The following is a 26,757-nucleotide window of genomic DNA, read 5'->3' on the forward strand; positions in this document are numbered from 1 at the left end:
CCTCCGGGACCTCCGGCCACGCCCCGGACAGGGTCACCGGCGGCGCCGCGCCCGTACCCCCCGGCCACGCCCGCCGGACCGCTCCCGCGCCCGCCGTCGGCCGTCCGGCTTCACCCGTCCGGCTGTTCGCCGGTCGTCAGGTCACCCGTCACCCGATCCGACCACCGGGATCATCCCGGTCACCGGGATGATCCGGTCACTCACTGCTTGTGCGCCCGGCCGGGATCAGCGGCAGCGGGTAGACCGGGGGAGTGCCCCCGAACTCCGGACAGACCGCCTGGTGGTCGCACCAGCCGCAGAGCTTCGTCGGCCGCGGCCGCCAGTCGCCGGTCTCCGTCGCCAGGCGGATCGCGTCCCACAGAGCCAGCAGCTTGCGCTCGACCCGCAGCAGGTCGGCCTCCACCGGGTCGTACGTCACCACGTCGCCGCTGCCCAGGTAGACCAGCTGGAGCCGGCGCGGCACCACGCCCTTCAGCCGCCAGACCACCAGGGCGTAGAACGTCATCTGGAACAGCGCGCCCTCGCTGTATTCCGGGCGCGGTGCCTTGCCGGTCTTGTAGTCGACGATGCGCACATCACCCGACGGAGCCACGTCGATCCGGTCGATCACCCCGCGCAGCCGCAGACCCGACTCCAGCTCCGTCTCCACGAACAGCTCCCGCTCGGCCGGCTCCAGGCGCGTCGGGTCCTCCAGCGTGAACCACCGCTCGACCAGCCGCTCCGCCTCGCCCAGCCACCGCGCCAGCCGCTCGCCCTCGCCGTCCTCCACGAACAGCTCACCGAGCTCGGGCTTCGACTCCAGCAGCCGGTCCCACTGCCCCGGCACCAGCGACCTGGCCCGCGGCGCCGTGCGCTCCGTGGCGGGATCGTCGAAGAGCCGCTCCAGCACCGCGTGGACCAGCGTCCCCCGGGTAGCCGCCTCACTCGGCTTCTCCGGCAGCTTGTCGATCACCCGGAACCGGTACAGAAGGGGACACTGCATGAAGTCGCTCGCCCGGGAGGGGGAGAGCGAGGAGGGCGGCTGCGGGGTCGTGGTCATGACTCAGAACCCTACGGCCCGCCACCGACAGCGAGCGGCATACCATCGACGTCAGACCCGCCACACTGCATGATCGAGTGAGAAGCTTCGCACCGAAGGGAACCCGTGAACCAGGACGACGAGAGCGGCGAGACGACCCGCCCACAGTCCGACACGGCCGGAGCCACCCCCAAGAACGGCAAGCGGCAGCGCCCGGACGAGCCAGGCGGCGGCATCCTCATGGGCCGCCTGTTCGGCGTGCCCGTCTACGTCGCCCCCAGCTGGTTCCTCGTCGCGGCCCTGATCACCTGGGTCTTCGGTGACCAGCTCGACCGGGTCCTGCCCGAGCTCGGCACCCTCCGTTACCTGGTCTCCCTCTTCTTCGCGGTCGCCTTCTACGCCTCCGTCCTGGTCCACGAACTGGCCCACACCGTGGTGGCACTGCGCTTCGGCCTGCCGGTGCGCCGCATCCAGCTCCAGTTCTTCGGCGGCGTCTCCGAGATCGAGAAGGAGTCCGAGACCCCGGGCCGTGAATTCGTCCTCGCCTTCGTCGGCCCGCTGCTCTCCCTGATCCTCGCCGGGGTGTTCTACGCCGGAATGCTGGCCGTCGAGGCGGGGACCGTCCCCGGCGTCCTGCTCGCGGGACTGATGATCTCCAACCTGATCGTCGCCGTCTTCAACCTGCTGCCCGGGCTCCCGCTCGACGGCGGCCGGATGCTCCGCGCGGTCGTTTGGAAGATCACCGGCAAGCCGATGAGCGGCACCGTGGCCGCCGCCTGGGTCGGCCGGGCGCTGGCCGTCGCCGTCCTGATCGGTCTGCCGCTGCTCACCCACACGGGGGCCCTCGGGAACGCCTCCGGCGAGATCGGCGGCGTGGAGACGGTGACCGACGCGCTGCTGGCCGCGATCCTCGCCGCCATCATCTGGACCGGCGCCGGCAACAGCCTGCGCATGGCCCGGCTGCGCGAGCACCTCCCCGATCTCCGCGCCCGCACCCTCACCCGGCGCGCCGTCCCCGTCGAGTCCGACACCCCGCTGTCCGAGGCCCTGCGGCGCGCCAACGAGGCCGGTGCCCGCGCCCTCGTCGTCGTCGACGGCCACGGGGAGCCGACCGGACTGGTCCGCGAGACGGCCATCGCCGGCATCCCCGAGCACCGCCGCCCCTGGGTGGCCGTCAGCGGCCTCGCCCAGGACCTCACCGACGGGATGCGGATCCCCTCCGAACTGGCCGGAGAGGCGCTCCTCGACAGACTCCGCGCCAGCCCCGCCACGGAGTACCTGGTGATCGAGGAGACCGGTGAGATCTACGGCGTCCTCTCCACCGCCGATGTCGAGCGGGCGTTCGTGGCGGCCATGGCACGGCCGGGTTCCTGAACCCCATACACTGGTCACATGTCCGAACCGACCGGTGCCGCCCGCCGTCGCGGGCCCTTCAAGGTCGGGGACCAGGTCCAGCTCACCGACCCCAAGGGACGCCACTACACGTTCACGCTCGAAGCCGGAAAGAACTTCCACACCCACAAGGGTTCTTTCCCGCACGACGAGCTGATCGGTGCTCCCGAGGGCAGTGTTGTCCGTACCACGGGAAACGTCGCCTACCTCGCGCTGCGCCCCCTGCTCCCCGACTATGTCCTGTCCATGCCCCGCGGCGCCGCCGTGGTCTACCCCAAGGACGCGGGGCAGATCCTGGCCTTCGCCGACATCTTTCCCGGCGCGCGCGTCGTTGAAGCGGGTGTCGGCTCCGGCTCGCTGAGCAGCTTCCTGCTGCGTGCCATCGGCGACGACGGCATGCTGCACTCCTACGAGCGCCGCGAGGACTTCGCCGAGATCGCCCAGGGCAACGTGGAGCGCTACTTCGGCGGCCCGCACCCCGCCTGGCAGCTCACCGTGGGCGACCTCCAGGACAACCTCTCCGACACCGACGTCGACCGGGTGATCCTCGACATGCTCGCGCCGTGGGAGTGCCTGGAGGCCGTCTCCAAGGCCCTCGTGCCCGGCGGCATCCTGTGCTGCTACGTGGCGACCACGACCCAGCTCGCCCGGACCGTGGAGTCCATCCGGGAGATCGGCTGCTTCGCCGAGCCGGCCGCCTGGGAGTCGATGATCCGCAACTGGCACGTCGAGGGACTGGCGGTCCGCCCGGACCACCGCATGATCGGCCACACCGGTTTCCTGCTCACCGCCCGCCGCCTCGCGGACGGTGTGGAGCCCCCGATGCGCCGTCGCCGCCCCGCGAAGGGCGCGTACGGAGACGACTACGAAGGCCCCAACAAGGGCTGACGGCGCCGCGCCCCTCAGGACGGGCAACCCCCTTCCGGGGCCCGGCGCCCCGGGCAACGCACCGTCGCCGCCGTCGAGGTCCCGCCTCCTGGCGGTAACTCGACGGCGGCTTCGTCGTGTTCGGACCCGCTCCCGGCTCCCGGCGCCCCCCCCGGTGAAAGGGGGCCACCCCGCTGTTCCCACCTCCTGTGACATATGGCACGATGCTGGCCACCCCACCGCACAGCCCACAGGAGACACCCCGCGTGCAGACCTCCGCCGTCCCGGACCTCGCGCACACCCACGCCCGCCCGGTGCACTGGCTGGCCACCGCCGCGGCGATGGCAGCGGTCGTCGCGGGCGCGGGGCTGCTGCAGCCCGCGGCCGCCACCGCGACCCAGACGGGTGTCCGGGCCGCGGCCGCCCCGGCTTCCGCGCCGGACGCCGCCGCCGTGACCCTGCCGCTGGAATGCGCGGGCACGCCCAGCGTCGTGGCGAAAAGGGCGTCCGGCGACCTCGACGGCGACGGCAGCCCCGAGACGGTCGTCGTGGCGCACTGCAAGGCGGGTTCGGGGACGCCGCCCAGCGGCGTCTACGTACTGGCGCGGAGCGAAAGGTCCGGGCCACGCGTGGTGGCCACCCTCGTGGCGCCCGCCGAGCGCAGGAGCGTGGGCGCGCTCGCCGTCCATGAGGGATCGATCACCGCGAACCTGTTCGGCTACTCCTCGGCGGACGTGCCGAGCTGCTGCCCCGATCAGGAGGAGAACGCCGAATGGCGGTGGCAGGGCGGAAAGTTCGTCCGCTCCGCCCCGCCGGAAGCTCGCGGTAGGTGAGCCGTCACCCGGCGTCAGGTCCGTAGACCTCGACGCTGTCCGACACCCGGCGTACATGGATGCAGTCGCCCGGGCACTCCTTCGCGGAGTCGACGACGTCCTGGAGGAGGGGCAGCGGGACGGGCGTGGTGGCGCCCTTGTCCTGAAGCAGCTCGTCCTCGGCGCTCTTGACGTACGCCAGCCCGTCGATGTCCAGCTCGAAGACCTCGGGGGCGTACTGCACACAGATCCCGTCGCCGGTGCAGAGGTCCTGGTCGATCCAGACCTCGAGGGCCTCGCCGGTCCCCGCCGTGGGAGCCTCGTGCTGCACGGTCATATCCCCTGCCGTTTCCTGCGTCGGGTGAAGCAAATCTTGGTAAGTCGGGCCAGCCCTGACGGGTGTTGACCACCCCGACGATACAACCGCCCGCTTTCCGATGTTGATGGGTGGGTATTCCCCTGGCGTGAGGGAGAGCGCAAGGGTGAAGATCGGACACACCCCGAGAGTCTTTGTGATCTAGGGGTTTCAATCACCACCCACCCAGGTAGGGTCAGGAAGCGTCCAGCTCCCCTTGGAGGAGGTGAGGACCGTGGCAGCCCACGACGACGACATCAACCGCGGCATCCGGCCGGGGCGGGGGTCTGAAGACCCAGCCGGCCAGGTTGCCTATCTCGAGCAGGAAATCGCCGTCCTGCGACGAAAGCTCGCCGACTCTCCGCGTCATACGAGGATTCTCGAAGAGCGGATCGTCGAGCTGCAGACCAACCTGGCCGGCGTGTCCGCGCAGAACGAGCGGCTGGCGAACACGCTCCGTGAGGCCCGAGACCAGATCGTGGCCCTCAAGGAGGAGGTCGACCGGCTTGCGCAGCCACCGGCCGGCTTCGGGGTGTTCCTGCAGGCGAATGAGGACGGCACCGCCGACATCTTCACCGGCGGGCGCAAGCTCCGGGTGAACGTCAGCCCGAGCATCGAGCTCGACGAGCTCAGGCGCGGCCAGGAAGTCATGCTCAACGAAGCGCTCAACGTGGTCGAGGCCATGGCGTTCGAGCGGGCCGGGGACATCGTCACCCTCAAGGAGATCCTGGAGGACGGCGAGCGGGCCCTGGTGATCGGGCACACCGACGAGGAGCGGGTGGTGCGGCTCGCGGAGCCGCTGCTGGACATCACCATCCGGCCCGGCGACGCCCTGCTGCTCGAACCCAGGTCCGGGTACGTGTACGAGGTCATCCCCAAGAGCGAGGTCGAGGAGCTCGTCCTCGAAGAGGTCCCGGACGTCGACTACGACAAGATCGGTGGTCTGGGGAACCAGATCGAGCTGATCCGCGACGCGGTCGAGCTTCCGTACCTCTACCCCGACCTCTTCAAGGAGCACGAACTGCGGCCGCCGAAGGGCATCCTGCTCTACGGTCCGCCCGGTTGCGGCAAGACGCTGATCGCGAAGGCGGTCGCCAACTCCCTTGCCAAGAAGGTCGCCGAGGTGACCGGTCAGCCCGCGGGGAAGAGCTACTTCCTCAACATCAAGGGCCCCGAGCTCCTGAACAAGTACGTCGGTGAGACCGAGCGGCACATCCGCCTCGTCTTCCAGCGTGCCCGGGAGAAGGCGAGCGAGGGCACCCCCGTCATCGTCTTCTTCGACGAGATGGAGTCCCTCTTCCGCACCCGCGGCTCCGGTGTCAGCTCGGACGTGGAGAACACCATCGTCCCGCAGCTGCTCGCCGAGATCGACGGTGTGGAGGGGCTGGAGAACGTCATCGTGATCGGCGCCTCCAACCGCGAGGACATGATCGACCCCGCCATCCTGCGGCCGGGCCGACTGGACGTGAAGATCAAGATCGAGCGTCCGGACGCCGAGGCCGCGAAGGACATCTTCGCCAAGTACCTGACAGCTTCGCTGCCGCTCCACGCGGACGACCTCGGCGAGCACAGCGGCTCCAAGGAGGCCGCGGCGCACGCCATGATCCAGTCGGTCGTCGAGCAGATGTACGCGGAGTCCGAGGAGAACCGCTTCCTCGAGGTCACGTACGCGAACGGCGACAAGGAAGTCCTCTACTTCAAGGACTTCAACTCCGGCGCGATGATCCAGAACATCGTCGACCGGGCCAAGAAAATGGCCATCAAGGCATTCCTCGACCACAACCAGAAGGGCCTTCGGGTCTCCCATCTCCTCCAGGCGTGCGTGGATGAGTTCAAGGAGAACGAGGACCTGCCGAACACCACCAACCCGGACGACTGGGCCCGGATCTCCGGCAAGAAGGGCGAGCGGATCGTCTTCATCCGTACCCTCGTGACCGGAAAGCAGGGCGCCGACACCGGCCGCTCCATCGACACGGTCGCGAACACCGGCCAGTACCTGTAGATCGCATACCGGCTGCGGGTGTCCGGACGGGCATCCGCAGCCGGTTGCTTTCCCCGGCCGGCGTATCGAATTCGACCACACCCCAGCAATGACGCAATTGATCTCCCCACCAGCGCAGAGGCGTTCTAGGCTCTTTCGTACCGCCGATTCGCGCAGTGCGGGGACGGGCACCGCACACGTATCGGAGAAGCAGCGGTACTTGAGCGCCGTTCCCGGACGGGGACGCCGCCGGGCAAGGAGGGCCGCATGACTGTACGGCGAGTAATGGGCATCGAGACGGAGTACGGGATCTCCGTCCCTGGGCACCCGAACGCCAATGCCATGCTCACCTCGTCCCAGATCGTCAACGCCTACGCGGCGGCGATGCACCGGGCGCGGCGCGCCCGCTGGGATTTCGAGGAGGAGAATCCGCTGCGGGACGCCCGTGGCTTCGACCTCGCCCGCGAGGCCGCCGACACCAGTCAGCTCACGGACGAGGACATCGGCCTGGCCAATGTCATCCTCACCAACGGGGCACGGCTCTACGTCGACCACGCACACCCGGAGTACAGCGCTCCGGAGGTCACCAATCCGCGCGACGCCGTGCTCTGGGACAAGGCCGGCGAGCGCATCATGGCGGAGGCCGCCGAGCGTGCCGCCCAGCTCCCCGGTGCCCAGCCGATCCACCTGTACAAGAACAACACCGACAACAAGGGCGCGTCCTACGGCACGCACGAGAACTACCTGATGAAGCGGGAGACCGCCTTCTCGGACATCGTGCGGCACCTGACGCCGTTCTTCGTCTCCCGCCAGGTCGTGACCGGCGCGGGAAGGGTCGGCATCGGCCAGGACGGCCATGAGCACGGCTTCCAGATCAGTCAGCGCGCGGACTACTTCGAGGTCGAGGTCGGCCTGGAGACCACGCTCAAGCGGCCCATCATCAACACCAGGGACGAGCCGCACGCCGACGCCGAGAAGTACCGGCGCCTGCACGTCATCATCGGGGACGCGAACCTCTCGGAGATCTCGACGTATCTGAAGCTCGGCACGACGGCGCTGGTCCTGTCGATGATCGAGGACGGTTTCATCAATGTCGACCTCGCCGTCGACCAGCCCGTCCGGACGCTGCACCAGGTCTCGCACGACCCGGACCTCCAGCACCTGGTCACGCTCCGTAGCGGCCGGACACTCACCGCCGTCCAGCTGCAGATGGAGTACTTCGAGCTGGCCAGGAAGTACGTGGAGGAGCGCTTCGGCGTGGACGCCGACGAGCAGACCAAGGACGTCCTGGTCCGCTGGGAGGACACCCTCAACCGGCTCGAGAACGACCCCATGAGCCTCTCCGGAGAGCTGGACTGGATCACCAAGAAAGAGCTCATGGAGGGGTACCGGCGCCGCGACGCCCTGGACTGGGACGCACCCCGGCTGCACCTGGTCGACCTGCAGTACGCGGACGTACGTCCCGAGAAGGGGCTGTACAACCGTCTGGCGGCCCGCGGGAAGATGAAGCGGCTGCTGGACGAGCCGTCGGTCGAGCGGGCCGAGACGAAGCCTCCCGAGGACACCAGGGCCTACTTCCGGGGCCGCTGCCTGGAGCAGTACGCCGACGACGTCGCCGCGGCCTCCTGGGACTCGGTCATCTTCGACCTGCCCGGCCGTGACTCCCTGCAGCGGGTCCCCACGCTGGAGCCGTTGCGCGGTACACGTAAGCACGTGAAGGAGCTGCTGGACCGCTGCCGTACCGCCGAGGAGCTGGTGCGCGTACTGTCCGGGAGCTGAAATGGGCTTCGTCCGGCGATCTCCCGGGAATCATGGTGGGGGAACCCGGACGTTGTGAAAGTACAGGGCCGATGTCAGACCGGGCTTGTAGGGTCTGATCTTGAGAACCGAACCAAGCGGGCAAACCGAGCGGGGTGAGGGATATGGCGACCAAGGACACCGGCGGCGGCCAGCAGAAGGCGACACGCTCCACCGAGGAGGTCGAGGAGCAGGCGCAGGAGGCGCAGGCATCCGAGGACCTCAAGGAGCGCCAGGAGAAGCTGTCCGACGACGTCGACTCCGTACTCGACGAGATCGACGACGTCCTGGAGGAGAACGCCGAGGACTTCGTACGGTCCTTCGTGCAAAAGGGCGGGCAGTAACGCGCGTCGTGCGTTCCGGGCCGTCGGCGAAAGCCGACGGCACCGGGACGGATGACCCGCGACGGCACGGGTAAGGTCCGTGCACAGCACGCAAGATCGGCCCGACCGCCCCAGCGGCGGGCCGCCGCCTCATTCCGGAAGGAAACGCGTGGAAGCCAACCCTCGTAGCACCGGGCGTCTGCCGGCAGCCTTCCTGACGCCGGGCTCGTCCTCGTTCATGGACTTCCTGTCCGACCACTCGCCGGACCTCCTGCCGGGCAAGCGGACGCTGCCGCCCGTGCAGGGCGTGATCGAAGCGCCCCACGGCACGACCATCGTCGCCACCAGTTTCCCCGGTGGGGTGGTCCTCGCCGGTGACCGGCGCGCGACCATGGGAAATATGATCGCGCAGCGCGACATCGAGAAGGTCTTCCCGGCCGACGAGTACTCGGCCGTGGGCATCGCCGGCACCGCCGGCCTCGCCGTGGAGATGGTCAAGCTCTTCCAGCTGGAGCTGGAACACTTCGAGAAGGTCGAAGGCACCCAGCTCTCCCTGGAGGGCAAGGCCAACCGGCTCTCCACGATGATCCGCAGCAACCTGGGCATGGCCATGCAGGGCCTGGCCGTCGTCCCGCTCTTCGCCGGCTGGGACGTCGACCGGGAGAAGGGCCGCATCTTCAGCTACGACGTCACGGGTGGCCGCTCGGAGGAGCACGGCTACGCCGCCACCGGCTCCGGCTCGATCTTCGCCCGGGGCGCCATGAAGAAGCTCTTCCGTGACGATCTGACGGAGCAGCAGGCCATCACCCTGGTCGTGCAGGCGCTCTACGACGCCGCCGACGACGACTCGGCGACCGGTGGCCCGGACGTGGCCCGCCGGATCTACCCGATCGTCACCGTGATCACGGACAGCGGCTTCCGGCGGCTGACCGAGGCCGAGTCCTCCGAGGTCGCCCGCGCCGTACTGGAGCGCCGTCTCGAACAGCCGGACGGCCCGCGCGCCGCGCTGCTCTGATGTTCCGCCAGCCACCGCTGGGCGGTGCCCCCATGCCACTGAAGAAAGGGACGGATAGCCGGTGACGACGCCGTTCTATGTCTCGCCCGCGCAGGCCATGCAGGACCGGGCGGAGTACGCCCGCAAGGGCATCGCCCGTGGCCGCAGCCTTGTTGTGCTCCAGTACACCGACGGCATCGTCTTCGTCGGTGAGAACCCGTCCCGTGCCCTGCACAAGTTCAGTGAGATCTACGACCGGATCGGCTTCGCCGCGGCCGGCAAGTACAACGAGTACGAGAACCTGCGGATCGGCGGTGTGCGCTACGCGGACCTGCGCGGCTACACCTACGACCGCGACGACGTGACGGCCCGTGGGCTCGCCAACGTCTACGCCCAGACCCTGGGCACGATCTTCTCCAGCGCGGGCGAGAAGCCCTACGAGGTGGAGCTGGTCGTCGCGGAGGTGGGCGTGTCCTCCGAGGGGGACCAGATCTACCGGTTGCCGCACGACGGATCGATCGTGGACGAGCACGGCTCGGTCGCGGTCGGCGGCAACGCCGAGCAGATCAGCAGTTTCCTCGACCAGCGGCACCGCGACGGGATGTCGCTCGCCGAGGCGCTGAAGCTCGCCGTGCAGGCGCTGTCCAGGGACACCAACGGCAGCGAGCGGGAGATCCCCGCGGAGCGGCTGGAGGTGGCGGTCCTGGACCGCACCCGCCCGCAGCAGCGCAAGTTCAAGCGGATCGTCGGACGGCAGCTGTCCCGTCTTCTGGAGGCCGACGGCGCCGCGTCGACGCCGACGGACGCCCCTTCGGACGACCTGCTCGACGACCTTCCGGACGAGTCGACGGAGTAGCCCTCCCCGTCTTCCGGCCCGTGCCCCGGCCCGCCCCGCGGTCCGGGGCCCTGCCGTGCCCGTCGGCGGCCCTGGCCGCAGGGGCTCACGGGGCAGGCGGCGGGCCGGACGAGCCGCGGGGCATCAGGGTGACCGGGAGGTCGCCGCGCTCCGGCTCACGGCCGTCCAGCACCGCCAGCAGGGCGCTCATGCCGCGCTCGCCGATCCGTTCGGCGGGCAGCCGTACCGTGGTCAGCTCGGGTTCCACGGCCGAGGCGAGGGCCAGGTCGTCGAAGCCGGTCACCGACACGTCCTGCGGGACCCGTAGGCCCAGCCGCCGCAGAGCCTTGCACGCGCCGGCGGCCAGGATGTCGTCGTCGCAGATCAGCGCCGTGGGGCGGGGCCCCTGAGCGGTCAGCGCGCGTTCGGCGGCGCGCCGGGCGCCGTCCACGTCGAGCGGCGCCGGAACGGTCGTGAGGACCGCGTCGGGGACCCCGCCCAGGAGCGCGGCCAGGGCCCTTGCCCGTACGTCGAAGGTCCAGGACGCCACCGCCGACGACAGGTGCGTGAACCGGCGGTGCCCCAGGCCCAGCAGATGTTCCGTCACCTGCCGCATGCCGTCGGCGATGTCGATGTTCACGTGCGCGGCCGCGCCGGGATCGGCCGGATCGCTGTCGAGCATCACCAGGGGCAGGTCGGTGCCCCGGATCGCCGTCAGCGCGTCCGCCGCCATCGACGAGGCGATCACCCCGTCCAGCGCGGCCCGGGCCGAGGCGAACGGGTCCTTCGCCCGGCCGACGCCCTCGGGGGAGGGGTAGAGCACCACCCCGAACCCGTGCCGGGAGGCGACGGCGGCGGCACCCGTGTACACCCGGGCGAAGAACTCGTTGGTCAGCGCGGGGACCACCAGGAGCGCGGTCCTCGTGCGGCCGAGGCGCAGATTCCGGGCGGCGAGGTTGGGCCGGTAGCCGAGCGCTTCGGCCGCCTCCCGCACCGTCGCGGCGGTCCGCTCGGAGACCCGCCCGCGCCACTTGTCGCCGAACACGAGCGAGACCGTCGCCTGGGACACGCCCGCGGCCCGCGCGACATCGCGGCTGGTGGGACGCGTACCCGCGGCGGGTTCCGAGGGCGACGCGGCGGCGTCCCCCCGGGCCGGATCCGGGGACTGCTCCCCGGGAATGCACTGCACACACGCCTCCGCGTTCGACGACCACGCACCGGGCGGGCTGGACCCGCCGATTGCCGTCATGGTACGTATGACCACGGACGTTATACGTAAAACCCCGGCAGGTTCCGGGGAGGAGAGGGGCAGGACATGGCCGCGGCAGCGGGCGGATACGCCGACCTGTTGAAGGCACCCCACGCCGCCCGGTTGCTGGCCGGCACCCTGGTGGGACGGCTCCCCAACGCCACCGGGCCGATCGCCGTCGTGCTCTTCACCCGGGCCGAGGGCGGCAGCTACAGCCTCGCCGGAGCCCTGGTCGCGGCGTACGGCGTGGCCAACGCCGTCGGCCAGCCCCTCCTCGGCCGTGCCGTCGACCTGTACGGCCAGCCGCGCGTCCAGCTCCCGTCGGCCGTCGTGTCCGCCCTCGGCATGGCGCTGCTCGCCCTCTGCGGCATCGAGCCCCTGTTCCTCGCCTACGCCGCCGTGGTCGTGGCAGGACTCTTCACACCTCCGCTGGAAGGCGGCCTGCGCGCCCTGTGGCCCAGCGTCCTGGGGCGCGAGGACCGGGTGCACCGGGCCTACGCCATGGACGCCGTGGCCCAGGAGGTCATGTTCACCGTGGGCCCGCTGCTGGTCACGCTGCTCGTGGCGCTCTGGTCGCCCGCCGCGGCGATGCTCGTCATCAATGTGCTCGGTGTGCTCGGAGCCCTCTCCGTCGTCCTCTCGCGGCCCTCACGCGACTGGCGCTCCGCGCCCCGCGAGGCGCACTGGCTGGGCGCTCTGCGCTCGCCGGGCCTGCTCGCCCTGCTCGGCGCGTTCTTCTTCGTCGGCCTGGCTCTCGGCTCCATCACGGTCTCCGGCGTCGCCTACGCCGACGACCACGGGCGGGAGGCCGTGTACGGCTGGCTGATGGCCGCACTCGGCCTGGGCGCCCTGTTCGGCGGTGTGCTCTACGGCGCCCGGCGCTGGGCCGGCGCTCCGGAACGCCGGCTGGCGGTCCTCGTCGGCCTGCTGGCGCTCTGCTATCTGCCTCTGACGCTCACGCCCGGGGTGGCCGCGATGACCGCCCTGGCCGCCCTCTCCGGGGTCTTCCTGGCGCCCGTCCTGGCCTGCGCGTTCATCGTGGTCGACCGGCACGCGCCCCGCGGCACCGTCACCGAGGCGTTCTCCTGGCTGGTCACCACGTTCGGGGTGGGTGCCGCCGCCGGAACCGCCGTGGCGGGACCGGTGGTCGAGCTCCGGGGGACGACCGCGGGTTTCGCGGTCGCGGGCGCCGGCGGGATCGCCGCCCTGCTCGTCCTGCTCGCCACCCATCGGGTACTGGCAGTTCCGCCTCGCCCGGCACAACACGCCGAGGACGTCGAGCGTGTATCGGAAAATGATCGAAACGGTGCCGTCGAACCCGGTTTCAGCACACGCCGTCAGGCGTAATGTTCAGTCATGGACCGCCGCATTTTCGGGCTGGAGAACGAGTACGGCGTCACGTGCACGTTCAGGGGACAGCGCCGACTGTCTCCTGACGAAGTGGCGCGCTACCTCTTCCGCCGTGTCGTGTCATGGGGCCGCAGCAGCAACGTCTTCCTGCGGAACGGCGCCCGCCTCTACCTCGACGTGGGATCGCATCCGGAATACGCAACTCCTGAATGCGACAACGTGACCGAACTGGTCACCCATGACAAGGCGGGCGAGCGCATTCTCGAAGGACTGCTCGTCGACGCCGAACGCCGCCTGCACGAGGAGGGAATCGCGGGCGACGTCTATCTCTTCAAGAACAACACCGACTCGGCGGGAAACTCCTACGGCTGCCACGAGAACTATCTCGTCGCCCGCCACGGAGAGTTCTCCCGGCTCGCGGACATCCTCATTCCGTTCCTGGTCACCAGGCAGCTGCTGTGCGGCGCCGGCAAGGTGCTCCAGACCCCGCGCGGCGCCGTCTACTGCGTCAGCCAGCGCGCCGAGCACATCTGGGAGGGCGTCAGCTCGGCGACCACCCGCTCCCGGCCCATCATCAACACACGGGACGAGCCGCACGCGGACGCCGAGCGCTACCGCCGCCTCCACGTCATCGTCGGCGACTCGAACATGTCCGAGACGACCATGCTGCTGAAGGTCGGCGCGACCGACCTCGTCCTGCGCATGATCGAGGCGGGCACGGTGATGCGCGACCTGACCCTGGAGAACCCGATCCGGGCGATCCGCGAGGTCAGCCACGACATCACCGGCCAGCGCAAGGTGCGCCTGGCGAGCGGCCGTGAGGCGTCCGCCCTGGAGGTGCAGCGGGAGTACTACGAGAAGGCCGTCGACTTCGTCGACCGGCGCGGCATCCGCACCGGCACGGTCGCCCAGGTCCTGGAGCTGTGGGGCCGCACGCTCGACGCCATCGAGCAGGAGGACCTCGACCGGATCGCGACCGAGATCGACTGGGTCATGAAGTACAAGCTCATCGAGCGGTACCGGGCCAAGCACAACATGACCATGTCGCACCCCCGGGTCGCCCAGATAGACCTCGCGTACCACGACATCCACCGTCGGCGCGGGCTCTACTACCTGCTGGAGAAGAAGGGGCAGGCCGCCCGTATCTGCAACGACCTGAAGATCTTCGAGGGCAAGTCGGTGCCCCCGCAGACCACCAGGGCACGGCTGCGCGGCGACTTCATCCGACGTGCCCAGGAGCAGCGGCGCGACTTCACCGTCGACTGGGTCCACCTCAAGCTGAACGACCAGGCACAGCGCACCGTACTGTGCAAGGACCCCTTCCGGTCGGTGGACGACCGGGTGGAGAAGCTCATCGCCGGAATGTGAGGCCGGTACCGGGGTCCGGCTCCCGCGACGGCCCGACAGGGCCGCCGCGCGAGGGCCCCGGGCGGTCACCGCGCACCGGACCGGGCCCCGCACGTGGTCGTGCGGGGCCCGGTCGTGTGCGAGGCTGCCGGGCTGGTCGGGCGAGGCTCGGCCCGTCCTGCGTGCACCAGCGGCCTGAGCGGTGCCATAGGCGCCGTACGGGCCTCCTGGAGCGGGATGGGGCGCACCAGGCACCCTCCGGCCCGGCTGCACGCCGTACACCCGGGCCCGCGAGCGGGGGACGTAGAGTGACGGGCACCGACATGCCGCCTACCCCACGAGGACCACCGTGCGACGCCGACTTGCTGCCTTGCTCATCGTGCCCGCCCTGCTGCTGACCGCCTGCGGAGGTGAGGACACCGACAAGAAGGACGACGCGTCCTCGTCCCCGGAGGCAGCCCGGACCGAGGTCCCCAAGCCGGTCGACTCGGCCTCCCCCATGCCCCAGGTCACCGGGGACAAGGGCAAGAAGGCGGTCATCACCGTTCCCAAGGGCGACCCCGGCAAGTCGTTCGTGGTCCACACGGTCACCCCGGGCACCGGCGCCGAGGTGAAGAAGGACGACCTCGTGGTCGCCAACTTCACCGGCAAGATCTGGAAGGGCGGCAAGGACCTCGGCAGCTCCTACGACCAGGGCGGCACCCCCCAGGTGATCACCGCCGGGTCCAAGACGGTCATCCCCGCCTTCGCCGAGGGCGTCACGGGCCAGAAGGTCGGCAGCCGCGTCCTGGTGGTCGCCCCGCCCGCCGCCGCGTTCGGTGCGGCCGGCAAGCAGGAGATCGGTGTGAGCGGCACCGACACCCTGGTCTTCGCGCTCGACATCGAGAGCGTCATCCCGAAGAAGGCCGAGGGCAAGCAGGCCGAGATCCCGGCCGACCTGCCGCAGATCGACGCGGAGAAGAACGAGCCCGCGACCATCAAGATCCCGAAGAACGACCCGCCGGCCAAGCTGGTCGACGACGTGCTGATCGAGGGCAAGGGCCCCGAGGTCAAGTCCGGCCAGACCGTGTACATGCAGTACACCGGCGCCGCCTGGAAGATCAACGAGGGCAAGGACAAGGCGAAGAACTTCGACTCGTCCTGGAACACCGGTGCGCCGTTCACCACCGCCATCGGGCAGGGCCAGGTCATCGAGGGCTGGGACAAGGGCCTCGTCGGCAAGAAGGTAGGCAGCCGCGTCCTGCTGGTCATCCCGCCGGCCCAGGCGTACAAGGACCAGGACAAGGGCCCCGAGCTGCCGGCCAACTCGACGCTGGTCTTCGTCGTCGACATCCTGGCCGCAATGTAAGACTGTCCCGTTGCTTGTAAGCGAGCAGAGCGAGAAGTAGGAGCACTTACGTGAGCATCGAGAAGCCCGAGATCGACTTCCCGGGTGGCGAGCCGCCGGTCGACCTGGAGATCAAGGACATCTGGGAGGGCGAGGGCCAGGAGGCCAAGGCCGGCGACATGGTCCAGGTCCACTACGTGGGCGTGGCCTTCTCCACCGGTGAGGAGTTCGACGCCTCCTGGAACCGCGGCACCCCGCTGCAGTTCCAGCTCGGTGCCGGGCAGGTCATCCAGGGCTGGGACAAGGGCGTGCAGGGCATGAAGGTCGGCGGCCGTCGCCAGCTGACCATCCCCGCGCACCTCGCGTACGGCGACCGCGGCGCCGGTGGCGGCCGCATCGCGCCGGGCGAGACGCTGATCTTCGTCTGCGACCTGGTCGCGGTCTGAGTCGTCCGATCGTCGTCCGATCGCCGGCGCTTCCGGCCGGAACCGATCGTCCTGAGGGCCCCTGCCTCCCGGCAGGGGCCCTCGGCTTTCGTCCCGACGCCCCGGGGCGGTACGGTCATCGGGCGAAAGTGACTCCATCAGAAGAGGTGCAGGGCGTCGATGGCGATTGCCAAGGCCGAGCGGCTGATGAATCTGGCGCTGTGCCTGCTGGGAACCCGGCGCCCGCTCAGCAAGCGTGAGCTGCGTGGTTCCATCGAGGCGTACCTCGAAGCCGGTTCCGACGACTCGTTCAACCGTATGTTCGAGCGGGACAAGGACGATCTGCGCGAGCTCGGCCTGGTCATCGAGACGGTGGAGAACCTGGACGGCGAGACGGGCTACCTCGCCCGCCGCGACTCCAACCGGCTGCCGCCCATCCAGCTCGACGCCGAAGAGGCCGCGGCACTCGGTCTCGCCGCCAAGGTCTGGCAGCAGGCCCGCCTGGCCGGTGCGGCCAGCGGCGCCCTCCAGAAGCTGCGGGCCGCCGGAATGCCCGAGGCCGAGGACACCTACGAGACGCAGCACAGCGCCCTCGAACCCCGGATCCCGGTCCACGAGGCGGCCTTCGAGCCCCTGATGCTGGCCTGCCGCGACCGGCGCCCCGTCGTCTTCGAGTACCGCAAGGCCACTGCCGCCCGTCCCGAGACCCGCCAGGTCGAGCCGTGGACGCTGGAGTGCTGGCGCGGCCACTGGTACCTGGCCGGCTGGGACCGCGACCGAGGTGCCGAACGCGTGTTCCGGCTCTCCAGGATCACCGGCAAGGTCCGGTCCAGGGCCGCCGCCTTCACCGCTCCCGTCCCGGACGTCTCTACCGTCCGGGAGACCGTGGAGAGCTGGGCGGGGGAGACCGCGACCCGCTCCGCCCTGATCCGGCTGCGCGCCGACAGCGGCTACCCGCTGCGGGCCCGGGCCGTCGCCGTACGGCCGCTGGGCGACGGTTGGGACGAGCTGGAGATTCCTTACGGGCACGGCCTGGACGCGTGGCTCGTGGAGTTCGGCCCGGACGTCGTGGTGGTGGGGCCCGCCGATCTGCGGGCCGATGTGGTGGACCGGCTGCGTGCCGTGGCCAAGGGCTGAGGGGAAGCGGGAACGATGGCCACGAACGCGATCGACCAGACCCGGCGGATGCTGTCCCTGGTGACCTATCTGCGCGAGCGCCCCGGCGCCCACGTGGGGGATGTCGCCAGGGCCTTCGGGATCACCGAGGACGAGCTCATCTCGGACCTCGACGTCCTGCCCATGTGCGGGACCAGCTTCCGCGGCGGCGACCTGCTCGACATCGACACCGACGGCGACCGCATCTGGTGGCACAACCCGGACGACGTCGCCGAGCCGCTGCGGCTCGCCGCCGACGAGGCGACCGCGCTGCTGGTCGCCGCCCGTGCCGTCGCCACCCTGCCCGGTCTGCGCGAGGGCGACCGGGAGGCGCTGCTGCGCGCCACCGCGAAGCTGGAGGCCGCGGCGGGCGAGGCGGCGGGCGCCAGCTCCCGGCTGTCGGTGACCTTCGAGTCCGAGGGCGGTGTCTTCGCCGAGGTCGACCGGGCCATCTCCGAGCGCCGGCGGCTGTGGGTGCGCTACTACTCGCCCGCGCGCGACGAGCTCACCGAGCGCGAGGTGGACCCGATCAGGCTCTTCGCCGTCGGACACACCTATATGGAGGCGTGGTGCCGCCTCTCGGAGGCTCGGCGCACCTTCCGGCTCGACCGGGTGGCCGAGATCCGCCTCCTGGACGAACCCTCCGCACCGCCCGAGGTCGAACTGCGCGATCTGTCGGAAGGTCTGGTCCAGCCGTCGGCCGACGACCCGGAAGTCGTGATCGAGGTGGGCCCCGGAGGCCGGTGGGTGGCCGAGTACTACCCGCACGACAGCGCCGAGGAGCTGCCCGACGGCGGGCTGCGCGTCGCGCTGCGCACGCCCGATCCGGCGTCGCTGCGCCGACTGGCCCTGCGCCTGGGCAGGGATGGCCGGATCGTGGCCCCGCGGGACCTGGCCCTGAGCGCGCAGCGCGCCGCCCATGAGGCGCTCGCCGCCTACGACGAGCGGTAGCACCCGGACATGCCGTGCGAGACGGGCAGGAAGCCGTGAAGAACCGCCACGGCGTCCCCGCGCGGCTCGGAAGTCCTTGTGCGGGGTACGCGGCGCGCGGGCCGGCGGGCTGTGGACGCGGCGGGACGACCGGAAGCGGAACGGGCCGCCGATGTACCCGGCATCGTCTGACCCGACGTGACGAGCGCTAGCATTCGACCGAGTTGAGGGAATTGAGGGTTATTTCCACTATGTCTGTGATGTCCGGAATCTCGACACAGCTGGGCCCGGTCCTCTTCAAGGCGGCCTGCCCCGAGTGCCGGGCCCGCTTCGAGCTCTCCGCGGGATCGCTGCGGCTGGCCATCGGCGCCAGCCGCCGTACGACCTTCTACTCCTTCACCTGTCCCGAGTGCGGCTCCGCGGTACGCAAGCCGGCCGGGGAGCGCATCGTCGAACTCCTCACCGGCGGCGGCGTGCGGACGCTGCGGCTCCACTCCACCGTCTGAGAACGTCTAGGCTCTGCGCATGTTCTGGCCCATGCTCGCCATCGCCCTGGGATTCCTCGGGATCGCCGTACTCGGCATTCTCGGCATCAAGGTGTTCATCGAGGCTCAGCGCCTCGGCCGTCAAGTGGCCCGCACCACGGAACGGATCAATCAAGCCGCTGAGAATCTGGAGCGGGCGGCCCTCGATCTTGCCCGTACCGGCGAAAGTCTGCGATAACCCGGCGGTCTGCTCCGCCCCAGGTACGAGAGGTACGCTGCTGGTCGCGGCGCGGGTGCCCCGGGGCCGGCCGCAAACGGGAGTACGCACGGGGATTGCCCGGCGTTTACCCGTGCGAGTTACGATCGCTGACGGTCGTGGTTCGGGCAGCAGTCCGTTTCATGGCCGACAGCCCAGCCCCATGCCGCCTCGGTGAGAAGGTAGACAACACTTATGTTCCGACAGATCGGCCCCACCGAGATCATTCTCATCCTCCTCGTCGTCGTGCTGCTCTTCGGCGCCAAGAAGCTCCCGGAGATGGCCCGTTCGCTGGGCAAGTCGGCCCGCATCCTGAAGAGCGAGGCCAAGGCGATGAAGTCGGAGGGCCAGCAGCCGGCCCCGGCCGACCCGCCGGCGGAGCAGCCCCCGGCCCAGCGCACCATCAAGGCGGCGCCCGGCGATGTGACCAGCGCCCGCCCGGTCACCGAGCCGTCCGACACCACCCAGCGCTGACCCCAAGGCCGCCTGCCCGCGGCCTGCCGCACGAGATGAGGACGTGGGTTGCTCAAGCCTGCCCGCAGTAAGAAGGAGAAGGACCCCGAGGGGCGGATGCCGCTCGCGGACCATCTGCGAGAGCTCCGCAACCGGCTCGCGAAGGCGATGCTCGCGATCATCGTGATGACGATCGTGGCCGCCTTCTACAACAAGCAGCTGATGGACTTCCTCGCCGCGCCGGTACCCAAGTGCGAAGGCAGCGGGGTCGGGGCGACCACCGGCGGCGAGTGCGCCAACATCGTCTTCAACAAGCTCCTGTCGCCCTTCACCACCACCGTCAAGGTGACGCTGATGGCCGGCATCGTCCTCTCCTGCCCGGTCTGGCTCTACCAGCTGTGGGCCTTCGTCGCGCCCGGCCTGCACAAGAGCGAGAAGAAGTACACATACGTCTTCGTCGCCGTCGCCGTGCCGCTCTTCGCCTCCGGCGCGTACCTCGCGTACCTGATCATGCCGGTCAGCATGAAGCTGCTGCTGAGCATCACGCCGGACACCGCGTCCAACATCCTGGAACTCGACGACGTCCTGGACTTCAGCGTCCGGATGGTGCTGATCTTCGGAACCGCTTTCGAGCTGCCACTGCTGCTGATCATGCTCAACTTCGCCGGCATGGTGACCGGCCGCCGGATGGCCGGCTGGTGGCGGGGCGTGGTCATGGGCGTCTTCGTCTTCGGCGCCATCGCCACCCCGACGACCGACCCCTTCGGCATGCTGGCGCTCGCCGTCCCGATCGTCATCCTCTACTTCATCGCCGTCGGCATCGCGATGCTGAACGACAGGCGCCGCGCGCGCAACGACCTTGACGCGGAGCTCGACGACGACGAGGCGTCCGCGCTGGACCTCACGCCCGTGGCGGTCGGCGAGATCGAGCCCCTGCCCGCCGCCCGGGCGCTGCCCGAGCAGGCCGGCGGTGACGGGTCCCGGTCGCAACGGCTCAACGGGTACGACGACATCACCTGACCGGGAAGCGGCGGGACCACCTGATCGGAAGGGGCGGGCCCCCGCCGGCGAGCCGGCGACGGGGCCCGCCCCTTGCGGTGCCGGGTGCCTCCCGGTGGAGACGGTTCCGCTGCGACCGGGGACGCCGCCGCGTGGTGCCGGTGGCGACTGCCTCGCCCTGGGGGCGGCGGGGTCGCGCCGACCTTGTAGGGTCCTGCCCCACACCACGTCCCGGGGGCCCCATGAGCAGCGAGATCACTCTCTTCGTCAATCCGGCGGCGGGACGCGGCCGGGGCGCGCACGCCGCGCAGCCGGCCGCTCGCGCGCTGCGACAGGCGGGCTTCTCCGTACGTGTGGTCCTGGGCGCCGACGCCGGCGACGCGCTGCGACGGGCTCGCGAGGCCGTCGACGGCGGGACCGGGGCGCTGGTGGCCGTCGGCGGGGACGGCATGGTCTCGCTCGCCCTCCAGGCCGTCGCGGGCACCCGGACCCCGCTCGGTGTGATCGCCGTCGGCACCGGCAACGACTTCGCCCGCGCCCTTGACCTGCCGGTACGGGATCCTGCCGCGGCCGGGCGGCTGGCCGCCGAGGCCCTCGCGGCCGGGCGCACGCGGAACATCGACCTCGGGCGGGTCGGCGAGCGGTGGTTCGGGACGGTGCTGGCCTCCGGGTTCGACTCGCGCGTCAACGACCGGGGCAACCGAACGCGCCGGCCCGGCGGCCGCTTCACATACGAGCTGGCCATGATCGCGGAGCTGGCCTCCTTCCGGCCCATCGCCTACCGGATGACCCTGGACGACGGTACGGAGCGGGAGATCGAGGCCACCCTCGTCGCCGTCGGCAACGGAACCTCCTACGGCGGGGGGATGCGGATATGCGCCGAGGCGGTCATGGACGACGGTCTGTTCGACGTCACCGTCGTGGGCGACTGCTCCCGGAGCACCCTGCTGCGGGTGTTCCCGCGGGTCTACCGGGGAACGCATCTGAGCCACCCCGTGGTCACGGCGCACCGGGCCGCCAAGGTCACGCTGGCGGCGGCCGGCACCACCGGCTACGCGGACGGGGAGCCGCTCGGGCCGCTTCCCCTGACCGCCGAGTGCGTGCCGGGGGCGGCCGTGGTGCTCGCTCCCGAGGCGCGCGGCGCTTCCCGGGCGTCGTGACCGGAACCGCCCACGGTCGACGGTCCGATGGCCGGGACGGAGAAGTCCCGGTGCCCCGCGTGGGCCGCTGCCCCGGGCGGGCCCCGCGCCCCCGGGGGGCGGCGGGCCCACCGGTCTTCACCGGGTCCCACCGGGTCGATTAAAGATCGAGCTGACTGTCAGTGCCGACGGGTACGCTCGATATCAAGATGACAGACGAACTCACACCCGCGGAAGCGTACGCAGCGGCGCGGCAGCGCGCCGCCGAGCAGAGCACCGCGCTCTCCCCCTTCCGCGCCATGTACGACTTCGACCTGGACCCGTTCCAGATCGAGGCATGCCGCGCCCTGGAAAGCGGCAAGGGCGTGCTCGTCGCGGCACCCACCGGCTCGGGCAAGACCATCGTCGGTGAGTTCGCCGTGCACCTCGCCCTGGAGCAGGGGCGCAAGTGTTTCTACACCACGCCCATCAAGGCGCTGTCCAACCAGAAGTACGCCGACCTGGTCAAGCGCTACGGTCAGGACAAGGTCGGCCTGCTCACCGGTGACAACAGCGTCAACTCCGAGGCGCCGGTCGTCGTGATGACCACCGAGGTGCTCCGCAACATGCTCTACGCGGGCTCCCAGTCGCTGCGCGGCCTGGGATACGTGGTCATGGACGAGGTGCACTACCTCTCCGACCGCTTCCGCGGAGCCGTCTGGGAAGAAGTGATCATCCATCTTCCCGAATCGGTGACCCTGGTCTCACTGTCCGCCACCGTGTCGAACGCCGAGGAGTTCGGCGACTGGCTCGACACGGTCCGCGGCGACACCCAGGTCATCGTCTCCGAGAGCAGGCCCGTGCCGCTGTGGCAGCACGTGCTGGCCGGACGCCGGATGTACGACCTCTTCGAGGAGGAGACCGACCACGGCGGCCGCGGGGCCGGACGCCGCGAGGTCAACCCCGACCTGGTCCGCCTGGCGCGCATGGAGAACCAGCGTACGTACAACCCCCGTGACAGGCGCCGCGGCAAGATGATCCGCGAGGCCGACCGGGAGCGCGAACGCCGTCAGCGGTCGCGGATCTGGACGCCGGCACGGCCCGAGGTCATCGAGCGCCTCGACGCCGAAGGGCTGCTGCCCGCCATCACCTTCATCTTCAGCCGGGCCGCCTGCGAGGCCGCCGTGCAGCAGTGCATGTACGCCGGACTGCGCCTGAACGACGAGGAGTCGCGCCAGCGGGTCCGCGAGATCGTCGAGGAGCGCACCGCCTCGATCCCCACCGAAGACCTCCATGTCCTCGGATACTACGAGTGGCTGGAAGGACTGGAGCGGGGCATCGCCGCCCACCACGCCGGCATGCTGCCCACCTTCAAGGAGGTCGTGGAGGATCTTTTCGTCCGCGGGCTCGTCAAGGCCGTCTTCGCCACCGAGACGCTCGCGCTGGGCATCAACATGCCCGCGCGGTCGGTCGTCCTGGAGAAGCTGGTCAAGTGGAACGGCGAACAGCACGCCGACATCACCCCCGGCGAGTACACCCAGCTGACCGGCCGGGCCGGGCGGCGCGGCATCGACGTCGAGGGCCACGCGGTCGTGCTGTGGCAGCGCGGCATGGACCCGGAGCAGCTGGCGGGTCTCGCCGGGACGCGGACCTACCCCCTGCGCTCCAGCTTCAGGCCCTCGTACAACATGGCGGTGAACCTGGTCGACCAGTTCGGCCGGCACCGCTCGCGCGAACTGCTGGAGACGTCGTTCGCGCAGTTCCAGGCGGACAGGTCCGTGGTCGGCATCTCCCGCCAGGTGCAGAGGAACGAGGAGGGACTCGACGGCTACCGGGAGGGCATGACCTGCCACCTGGGCGACTTCGAGGAGTACGCGCGGCTGCGCCGCGACCTCAAGGACCGTGAGACGGAGCTGGCCAAGCAGGGCGCGGCCCAGCGCCGCGCCGCCGCCGCCGTCTCGTTGGAGAAGCTCAAGCCCGGCGACGTCATCCATGTGCCGACCGGCAAGTTCGCGGGCCTGGCGCTGGTCCTGGACCCCGGGCTGCCCGCCGGACGGTCCAACGGGCACCGCGGCTTCGAGCACCAGGACGGGCCGCGCCCGCTGGTCCTCACGGCCGAACGGCAGGTGAAGAGGCTCGCGTCCATCGACTTCCCGGTACCGGTGGAGGCGCTGGAGCGGATGCGGATCCCCAAGTCCTTCAACCCGCGTTCCCCGCAGTCCCGGCGCGACCTCGCGTCCGCGCTGCGCACCAAGGCCGGACACATCGAACCCGACCGGCACCGCAAGCAGCGCTCCGCGGCCGCCGACGACCGCGAGATCGCCCGGCTGCGCACCGAACTCCGCGCCCACCCGTGCCACGGCTGCGCCGAGCGGGAGGACCACGCGCGGTGGGCCGAGCGCTACCACCGGCTCCAGCGCGACACCCGGCAGCTGGAGCGGCGCATCGAGGGGCGTACGAACACGATCGCCCGCACCTTCGACCGGATCGTCGCGCTGCTGACCGAGATGGACTACCTGCGCGGCAACGAGGTCACCGAGCACGGCAAGCGGCTCGCCCGGCTCTACGGCGAACTGGACCTGCTGGCCAGCGAATGCCTGCGCGAGGGCGTGTGGGAGGGGCTCAACCCGCCCGAACTGGCCGCGTGCGTCTCGGCCTTGGTGTACGAGGCCAGGCAGGCGGACGACGCCGTGGCGCCGAAGCTCCCCTCGGGCAAGGCCAAGGCCGCGCTCGGCGAGATGGTGCGGATCTGGGGCCGGCTGGACGCCCTGGAGGAGGAGTTCAAGATCAGCCAGGCGGAAGGCGTCGGGCAGCGCGAGCCGGACCTCGGCTTCGCCTGGGCGGCGTACCAGTGGGCCTCCGACAAGGGGCTCGACGAGGTGCTGCGCGAGGCGGAGATGCCCGCGGGCGACTTCGTGCGCTGGTGCAAGCAGGTCATCGATGTGCTCGGGCAGATCGCGGCCGCCGCGCCGCGCGAGGGCAGCACGGTCGCGAAGAACGCCCGCAAGGCGGTCGACGGGCTGCTTCGCGGTGTCGTGGCGTACAGCTCGGTGGGCTGACACCTGAGTGAAGTCAGGGGCCCGGCCGGAGTGTTCCGGCCGGGCCCCTGGCGTACGGGCGCAACCGCTGTGCGCGCCGCGGTCGCCCTGGCCGTGCCGTCGGTGAGTTATCCACAGGGGTGGCGCCTTCCCGGGCACATCCGATTCCATGGACCCACGCACTCGCACCACCACGCACCGGCCCACCCGCGCATGCGGCGACCTCACGCATGCGCCGACACACCGACACGCTCAGGCACGCGCACGCTCGCAGCCATGCCGTGGGACGCACACGGTCGTGCGCGGTGCCGTGAAGGAGGGGAGACCGCTCGTGACCACGCACACCAGGACGACAGCGGACGCCGCCGAGCACAACGGGCCGGTGATCGTGCCGGGTCCCCGCGGAATACCGCTGCTCGGCAACCTGCCCGAGTTCGGGAAGGACCCCCTCGCGTTCTTCGTGCGGATGCGCGACCGGGGCGACATGGTCAGCTGGCGATTCGGCCCGAAGCCGTCCCTCTTCATCTCCGACCCGCGACACATCGGTGAGCTGCTCACCGAGGTCGAGCGCACCTTCGACCAGCCCGAACTCGGTGCGTCGTTCCGGACCCTGCTCGGCAACGGCGTGGTGGTCGCCAGGGGCGCGGACTGGCGGCGCAAGCGGTCGCTCGTCCAGCCGTCGGTGCGGCCCAGGCAGGTGCGCTCGTACGCCGCGACGATGGCGCGATGCGCGGTGGCGCTGGCGGACCGGTGGAGCGACGGTGCGCGGATCGACGTGAAGCGCGAGATGGCCGCTCTCACCCGGCTCATCGCCGTACGCACCATCTTCGGCGTCGACACGGCCGCCGACGCGGCGGCCATCGGGCGGGCGATGGACACCGCGCAGCAGGAGATCGGCGCGGAGTTCAGCGGTCTGGGCGCACTGCTGCCCGACCGGGTGCCCACTCCGGGGAGGGCCCGCGTCAAGCGGGCCACCGCGGTGATCGACGCCGAGGTCGCCCGGGTCGTCGCACGGCACCGTGACGGCGGGGAGGACCGCCCCGATCTGCTCAGCCGGCTGCTCGCGGCGCGGGACGAGACCGGTGCGACGCTGTCGGACGAGGAGATCCGGGACGAGACCGTCACGCTGTACATCGGTGGCCATGAGACGACGAGCAGCACCCTGCTCTGGACCTGGTACCTGCTGTCCCGCAATCCGCGGGTGAGGGATGCCCTCGCGGCGGAGCTGGACCAGGTCCTCGGCGCCGGCCGTGAGCCGGGCTTCGAGGACTATGCGCGGCTGCCGTACGCCCGGGCGGTGGTGAAGGAGACCCTGCGGCTCTACCCGACCGTCTGGCTGCTCACGGGGGTGGCCAAGGAGGGTGCGCGCCTGGGTGGCAGGCCGGTGCCCCCGGGCACCCGTGTATGGAGCAGCCAGTGGGCCACGCACCGGGACGCCCGATGGTTCCGGGACCCGGAGGAGTTCAGGCCGGAGCGATGGACGGGGGAGGGGGAGGAAGCGGCGGAGCGGATACCGGAGTACGCCTGGTTCCCCTTCGGCGGGGGACCCCGGGTCTGCCTCGGGGCGCGGTTCGCCATGGTCGAGGCCGTGCTCGTCCTGGCCGTCCTCGCTCGCCGCTTCCACCTGGACCTCGACCCGGGGGAGATACGGCCCGTACCGGGCCTGACCCTCCAGCCGGACAGGGACGTCCCGGCCACGGTGCGGGCCCGTGGGCGGTAGCCGGGGGAGAGGGGAACGCTGAGAGCGCCCTCCCGCGGTCCCCTCCGGGGCCCGTTCCGCGCAGGGCCGCGACGGCCCTGCGCGGCGCGCCGACCGTGCTCCGCGACACCGGACGTACAGGCCGCCCGCGGCCGGCCGAATCCGGTCGGAGCTCCGGGCGCGTCGCCGGTGGTGGAGCCGAGCCGGTTCGGCTCCCTTTCGTTCCCTCGTCGTGGAGCTTGGTCCGGCTTCACCTCGTTCCCTCGTCGTGAACGCGTTCCGCCCAGGGCGGGCGGTGTCGTCACCGCCGGGCCCCGTGGGGATCGCGGCCGGAGGGCTGGTGACGGACCGGCGCGCTCAGCGGTGACCGCGTGTCGAGGGGCGGCCTTGGCCCGCGCGGGGCAGGGGCGGCTGTCGCCGCGGACGCCCGACGACATGCCGTACGAGTCGGAAGTCCGCGGGGGCCGGTAGGGAAGCACCGCTTCCGGACCCGGCATTATGGATAGTGGCCACTATTGCTATCCGTTAGTGCGCTGTTCGGGACGAGCCCGC

Annotated in this window: 24 protein-coding genes; 21 read left to right on the plus strand and 3 right to left on the minus strand. The window is 70.7% G+C overall.

Annotation, left to right across the window (positions count from 1 at the left end):
• Window positions 1–196: 196 nt before the first annotated feature.
• Window positions 197–1,039 (minus strand): RecB family exonuclease, encoded by an 843-nt coding sequence (locus PUR26_RS08630; RefSeq protein ID WP_329870805.1) that lies wholly within the window; start codon window positions 1,037–1,039, stop codon window positions 197–199.
• Between the two features lie 105 nt (window positions 1,040–1,144).
• On the opposite strand from PUR26_RS08630, the gene PUR26_RS08635 reads away from it, so the two are divergent.
• The 3 genes from PUR26_RS08635 to PUR26_RS08645 all read left to right on the plus strand — a co-directional run bounded on the left by PUR26_RS08635 (window position 1,145) and on the right by PUR26_RS08645 (window position 4,110).
• A complete protein-coding gene (locus PUR26_RS08635; RefSeq protein WP_329870806.1) occupies window positions 1,145–2,392 on the plus strand; it encodes a site-2 protease family protein in 1,248 nt (415 codons plus the stop codon).
• A gap of 18 nt (window positions 2,393–2,410) precedes the next feature.
• Window positions 2,411–3,298 (plus strand): tRNA (adenine-N1)-methyltransferase, encoded by an 888-nt coding sequence (locus PUR26_RS08640; RefSeq protein ID WP_329870808.1) that lies wholly within the window; start codon window positions 2,411–2,413, stop codon window positions 3,296–3,298.
• A gap of 245 nt (window positions 3,299–3,543) precedes the next feature.
• On the plus strand, window positions 3,544–4,110 hold the full coding sequence (locus PUR26_RS08645; protein ID WP_329870810.1) for a hypothetical protein: 567 nt from the start codon (window positions 3,544–3,546) through the stop codon (window positions 4,108–4,110).
• Window positions 4,111–4,114: 4 nt separating this feature from the next.
• On the opposite strand, the gene PUR26_RS08650 is transcribed toward PUR26_RS08645, so the two are convergent.
• A complete protein-coding gene (locus tag PUR26_RS08650; RefSeq protein WP_329870812.1) occupies window positions 4,115–4,426 on the minus strand; it encodes a ferredoxin in 312 nt (103 codons plus the stop codon).
• A gap of 253 nt (window positions 4,427–4,679) precedes the next feature.
• On the opposite strand from PUR26_RS08650, the gene arc reads away from it, so the two are divergent.
• From arc to prcA, 5 genes are all read left to right on the plus strand, one after another.
• Window positions 4,680–6,446, plus strand: a complete 1,767-nt coding sequence (gene arc, locus PUR26_RS08655; RefSeq protein ID WP_329870814.1) for a proteasome ATPase — start codon at window positions 4,680–4,682, stop codon at window positions 6,444–6,446.
• A gap of 246 nt (window positions 6,447–6,692) precedes the next feature.
• A complete protein-coding gene (gene dop / locus PUR26_RS08660) occupies window positions 6,693–8,204 on the plus strand; it encodes a depupylase/deamidase Dop (protein WP_443077013.1) in 1,512 nt (503 codons plus the stop codon).
• Window positions 8,205–8,347: 143 nt separating this feature from the next.
• Window positions 8,348–8,566 carry a ubiquitin-like protein Pup gene (locus tag PUR26_RS08665; protein ID WP_030918434.1) on the plus strand — a complete coding sequence of 73 codons (219 nt, stop codon included), beginning with the start codon at window positions 8,348–8,350 and terminating at the stop codon, window positions 8,564–8,566.
• A gap of 148 nt (window positions 8,567–8,714) precedes the next feature.
• Window positions 8,715–9,560, plus strand: a complete 846-nt coding sequence (prcB, locus tag PUR26_RS08670) for a proteasome subunit beta (RefSeq protein ID WP_329870817.1) — start codon at window positions 8,715–8,717, stop codon at window positions 9,558–9,560.
• Between the two features lie 61 nt (window positions 9,561–9,621).
• A complete protein-coding gene (gene prcA, locus PUR26_RS08675) occupies window positions 9,622–10,395 on the plus strand; it encodes a proteasome subunit alpha (protein ID WP_329870818.1) in 774 nt (257 codons plus the stop codon).
• 85 nt (window positions 10,396–10,480) lie between these two features.
• On the opposite strand, the gene PUR26_RS08680 is transcribed toward prcA, so the two are convergent.
• The gene (locus PUR26_RS08680; RefSeq protein ID WP_329871053.1) at window positions 10,481–11,554 is read right to left on the minus strand and encodes a LacI family DNA-binding transcriptional regulator; all 1,074 of its coding nucleotides are present in this window, start codon (window positions 11,552–11,554) and stop codon (window positions 10,481–10,483) included.
• A gap of 135 nt (window positions 11,555–11,689) precedes the next feature.
• Here PUR26_RS08680 and PUR26_RS08685 point away from each other — a divergent pair, with 135 nt between their 5' ends.
• The 13 genes from PUR26_RS08685 (at window position 11,690) to PUR26_RS08745 (ending at window position 26,226) form a co-directional block, all read left to right on the plus strand.
• Complete coding sequence (locus PUR26_RS08685; protein WP_329870820.1) at window positions 11,690–12,970, plus strand: MFS transporter; 1,281 nt, start codon at window positions 11,690–11,692, stop codon at window positions 12,968–12,970.
• Between the two features lie 9 nt (window positions 12,971–12,979).
• Window positions 12,980–14,341, plus strand: coding sequence for a Pup--protein ligase (gene pafA, locus PUR26_RS08690; RefSeq protein WP_329870822.1), 1,362 nt, complete (start codon window positions 12,980–12,982; stop codon window positions 14,339–14,341).
• Window positions 14,342–14,669: 328 nt separating this feature from the next.
• Window positions 14,670–15,668, plus strand: coding sequence for an FKBP-type peptidyl-prolyl cis-trans isomerase (locus PUR26_RS08695; protein ID WP_329870823.1), 999 nt, complete (start codon window positions 14,670–14,672; stop codon window positions 15,666–15,668).
• 50 nt (window positions 15,669–15,718) lie between these two features.
• Window positions 15,719–16,093 carry an FKBP-type peptidyl-prolyl cis-trans isomerase gene (locus PUR26_RS08700; RefSeq protein WP_329870825.1) on the plus strand — a complete coding sequence of 125 codons (375 nt, stop codon included), beginning with the start codon at window positions 15,719–15,721 and terminating at the stop codon, window positions 16,091–16,093.
• Window positions 16,094–16,252: 159 nt separating this feature from the next.
• On the plus strand, window positions 16,253–17,209 hold the full coding sequence (locus PUR26_RS08705) for a helix-turn-helix transcriptional regulator (protein ID WP_329870826.1): 957 nt from the start codon (window positions 16,253–16,255) through the stop codon (window positions 17,207–17,209).
• Between the two features lie 15 nt (window positions 17,210–17,224).
• A complete protein-coding gene (locus PUR26_RS08710) occupies window positions 17,225–18,178 on the plus strand; it encodes a helix-turn-helix transcriptional regulator (RefSeq protein WP_329870827.1) in 954 nt (317 codons plus the stop codon).
• Window positions 18,179–18,417: 239 nt separating this feature from the next.
• Window positions 18,418–18,663 carry a hypothetical protein gene (locus PUR26_RS08715; RefSeq protein ID WP_443077014.1) on the plus strand — a complete coding sequence of 82 codons (246 nt, stop codon included), beginning with the start codon at window positions 18,418–18,420 and terminating at the stop codon, window positions 18,661–18,663.
• A gap of 19 nt (window positions 18,664–18,682) precedes the next feature.
• Window positions 18,683–18,880, plus strand: coding sequence for a hypothetical protein (locus PUR26_RS08720; protein WP_329870829.1), 198 nt, complete (start codon window positions 18,683–18,685; stop codon window positions 18,878–18,880).
• 213 nt (window positions 18,881–19,093) lie between these two features.
• Window positions 19,094–19,372: a Sec-independent protein translocase subunit TatA gene (gene tatA / locus PUR26_RS08725; RefSeq protein ID WP_031075385.1), complete on the plus strand. Its 279-nt coding sequence runs from the start codon at window positions 19,094–19,096 to the stop codon at window positions 19,370–19,372.
• Window positions 19,373–19,468: 96 nt separating this feature from the next.
• Complete coding sequence (gene tatC, locus PUR26_RS08730) at window positions 19,469–20,371, plus strand: twin-arginine translocase subunit TatC (protein WP_443077018.1); 903 nt, start codon at window positions 19,469–19,471, stop codon at window positions 20,369–20,371.
• A 221-nt stretch (window positions 20,372–20,592) separates the two neighbouring features.
• Window positions 20,593–21,510: a diacylglycerol kinase gene (locus tag PUR26_RS08735; protein WP_329870833.1), complete on the plus strand. Its 918-nt coding sequence runs from the start codon at window positions 20,593–20,595 to the stop codon at window positions 21,508–21,510.
• A 188-nt stretch (window positions 21,511–21,698) separates the two neighbouring features.
• A complete protein-coding gene (locus tag PUR26_RS08740; RefSeq protein ID WP_329870835.1) occupies window positions 21,699–24,527 on the plus strand; it encodes a DEAD/DEAH box helicase in 2,829 nt (942 codons plus the stop codon).
• 310 nt (window positions 24,528–24,837) lie between these two features.
• The gene (locus tag PUR26_RS08745) at window positions 24,838–26,226 is read left to right on the plus strand and encodes a cytochrome P450 (protein WP_329870837.1); all 1,389 of its coding nucleotides are present in this window, start codon (window positions 24,838–24,840) and stop codon (window positions 26,224–26,226) included.
• Window positions 26,227–26,757 lie beyond the last annotated feature (531 nt).

It is taken from the genome of Streptomyces sp. SP18CS02 (assembly GCF_036322365.1).
Classification (GTDB): domain Bacteria; phylum Actinomycetota; class Actinomycetes; order Streptomycetales; family Streptomycetaceae; genus Streptomyces.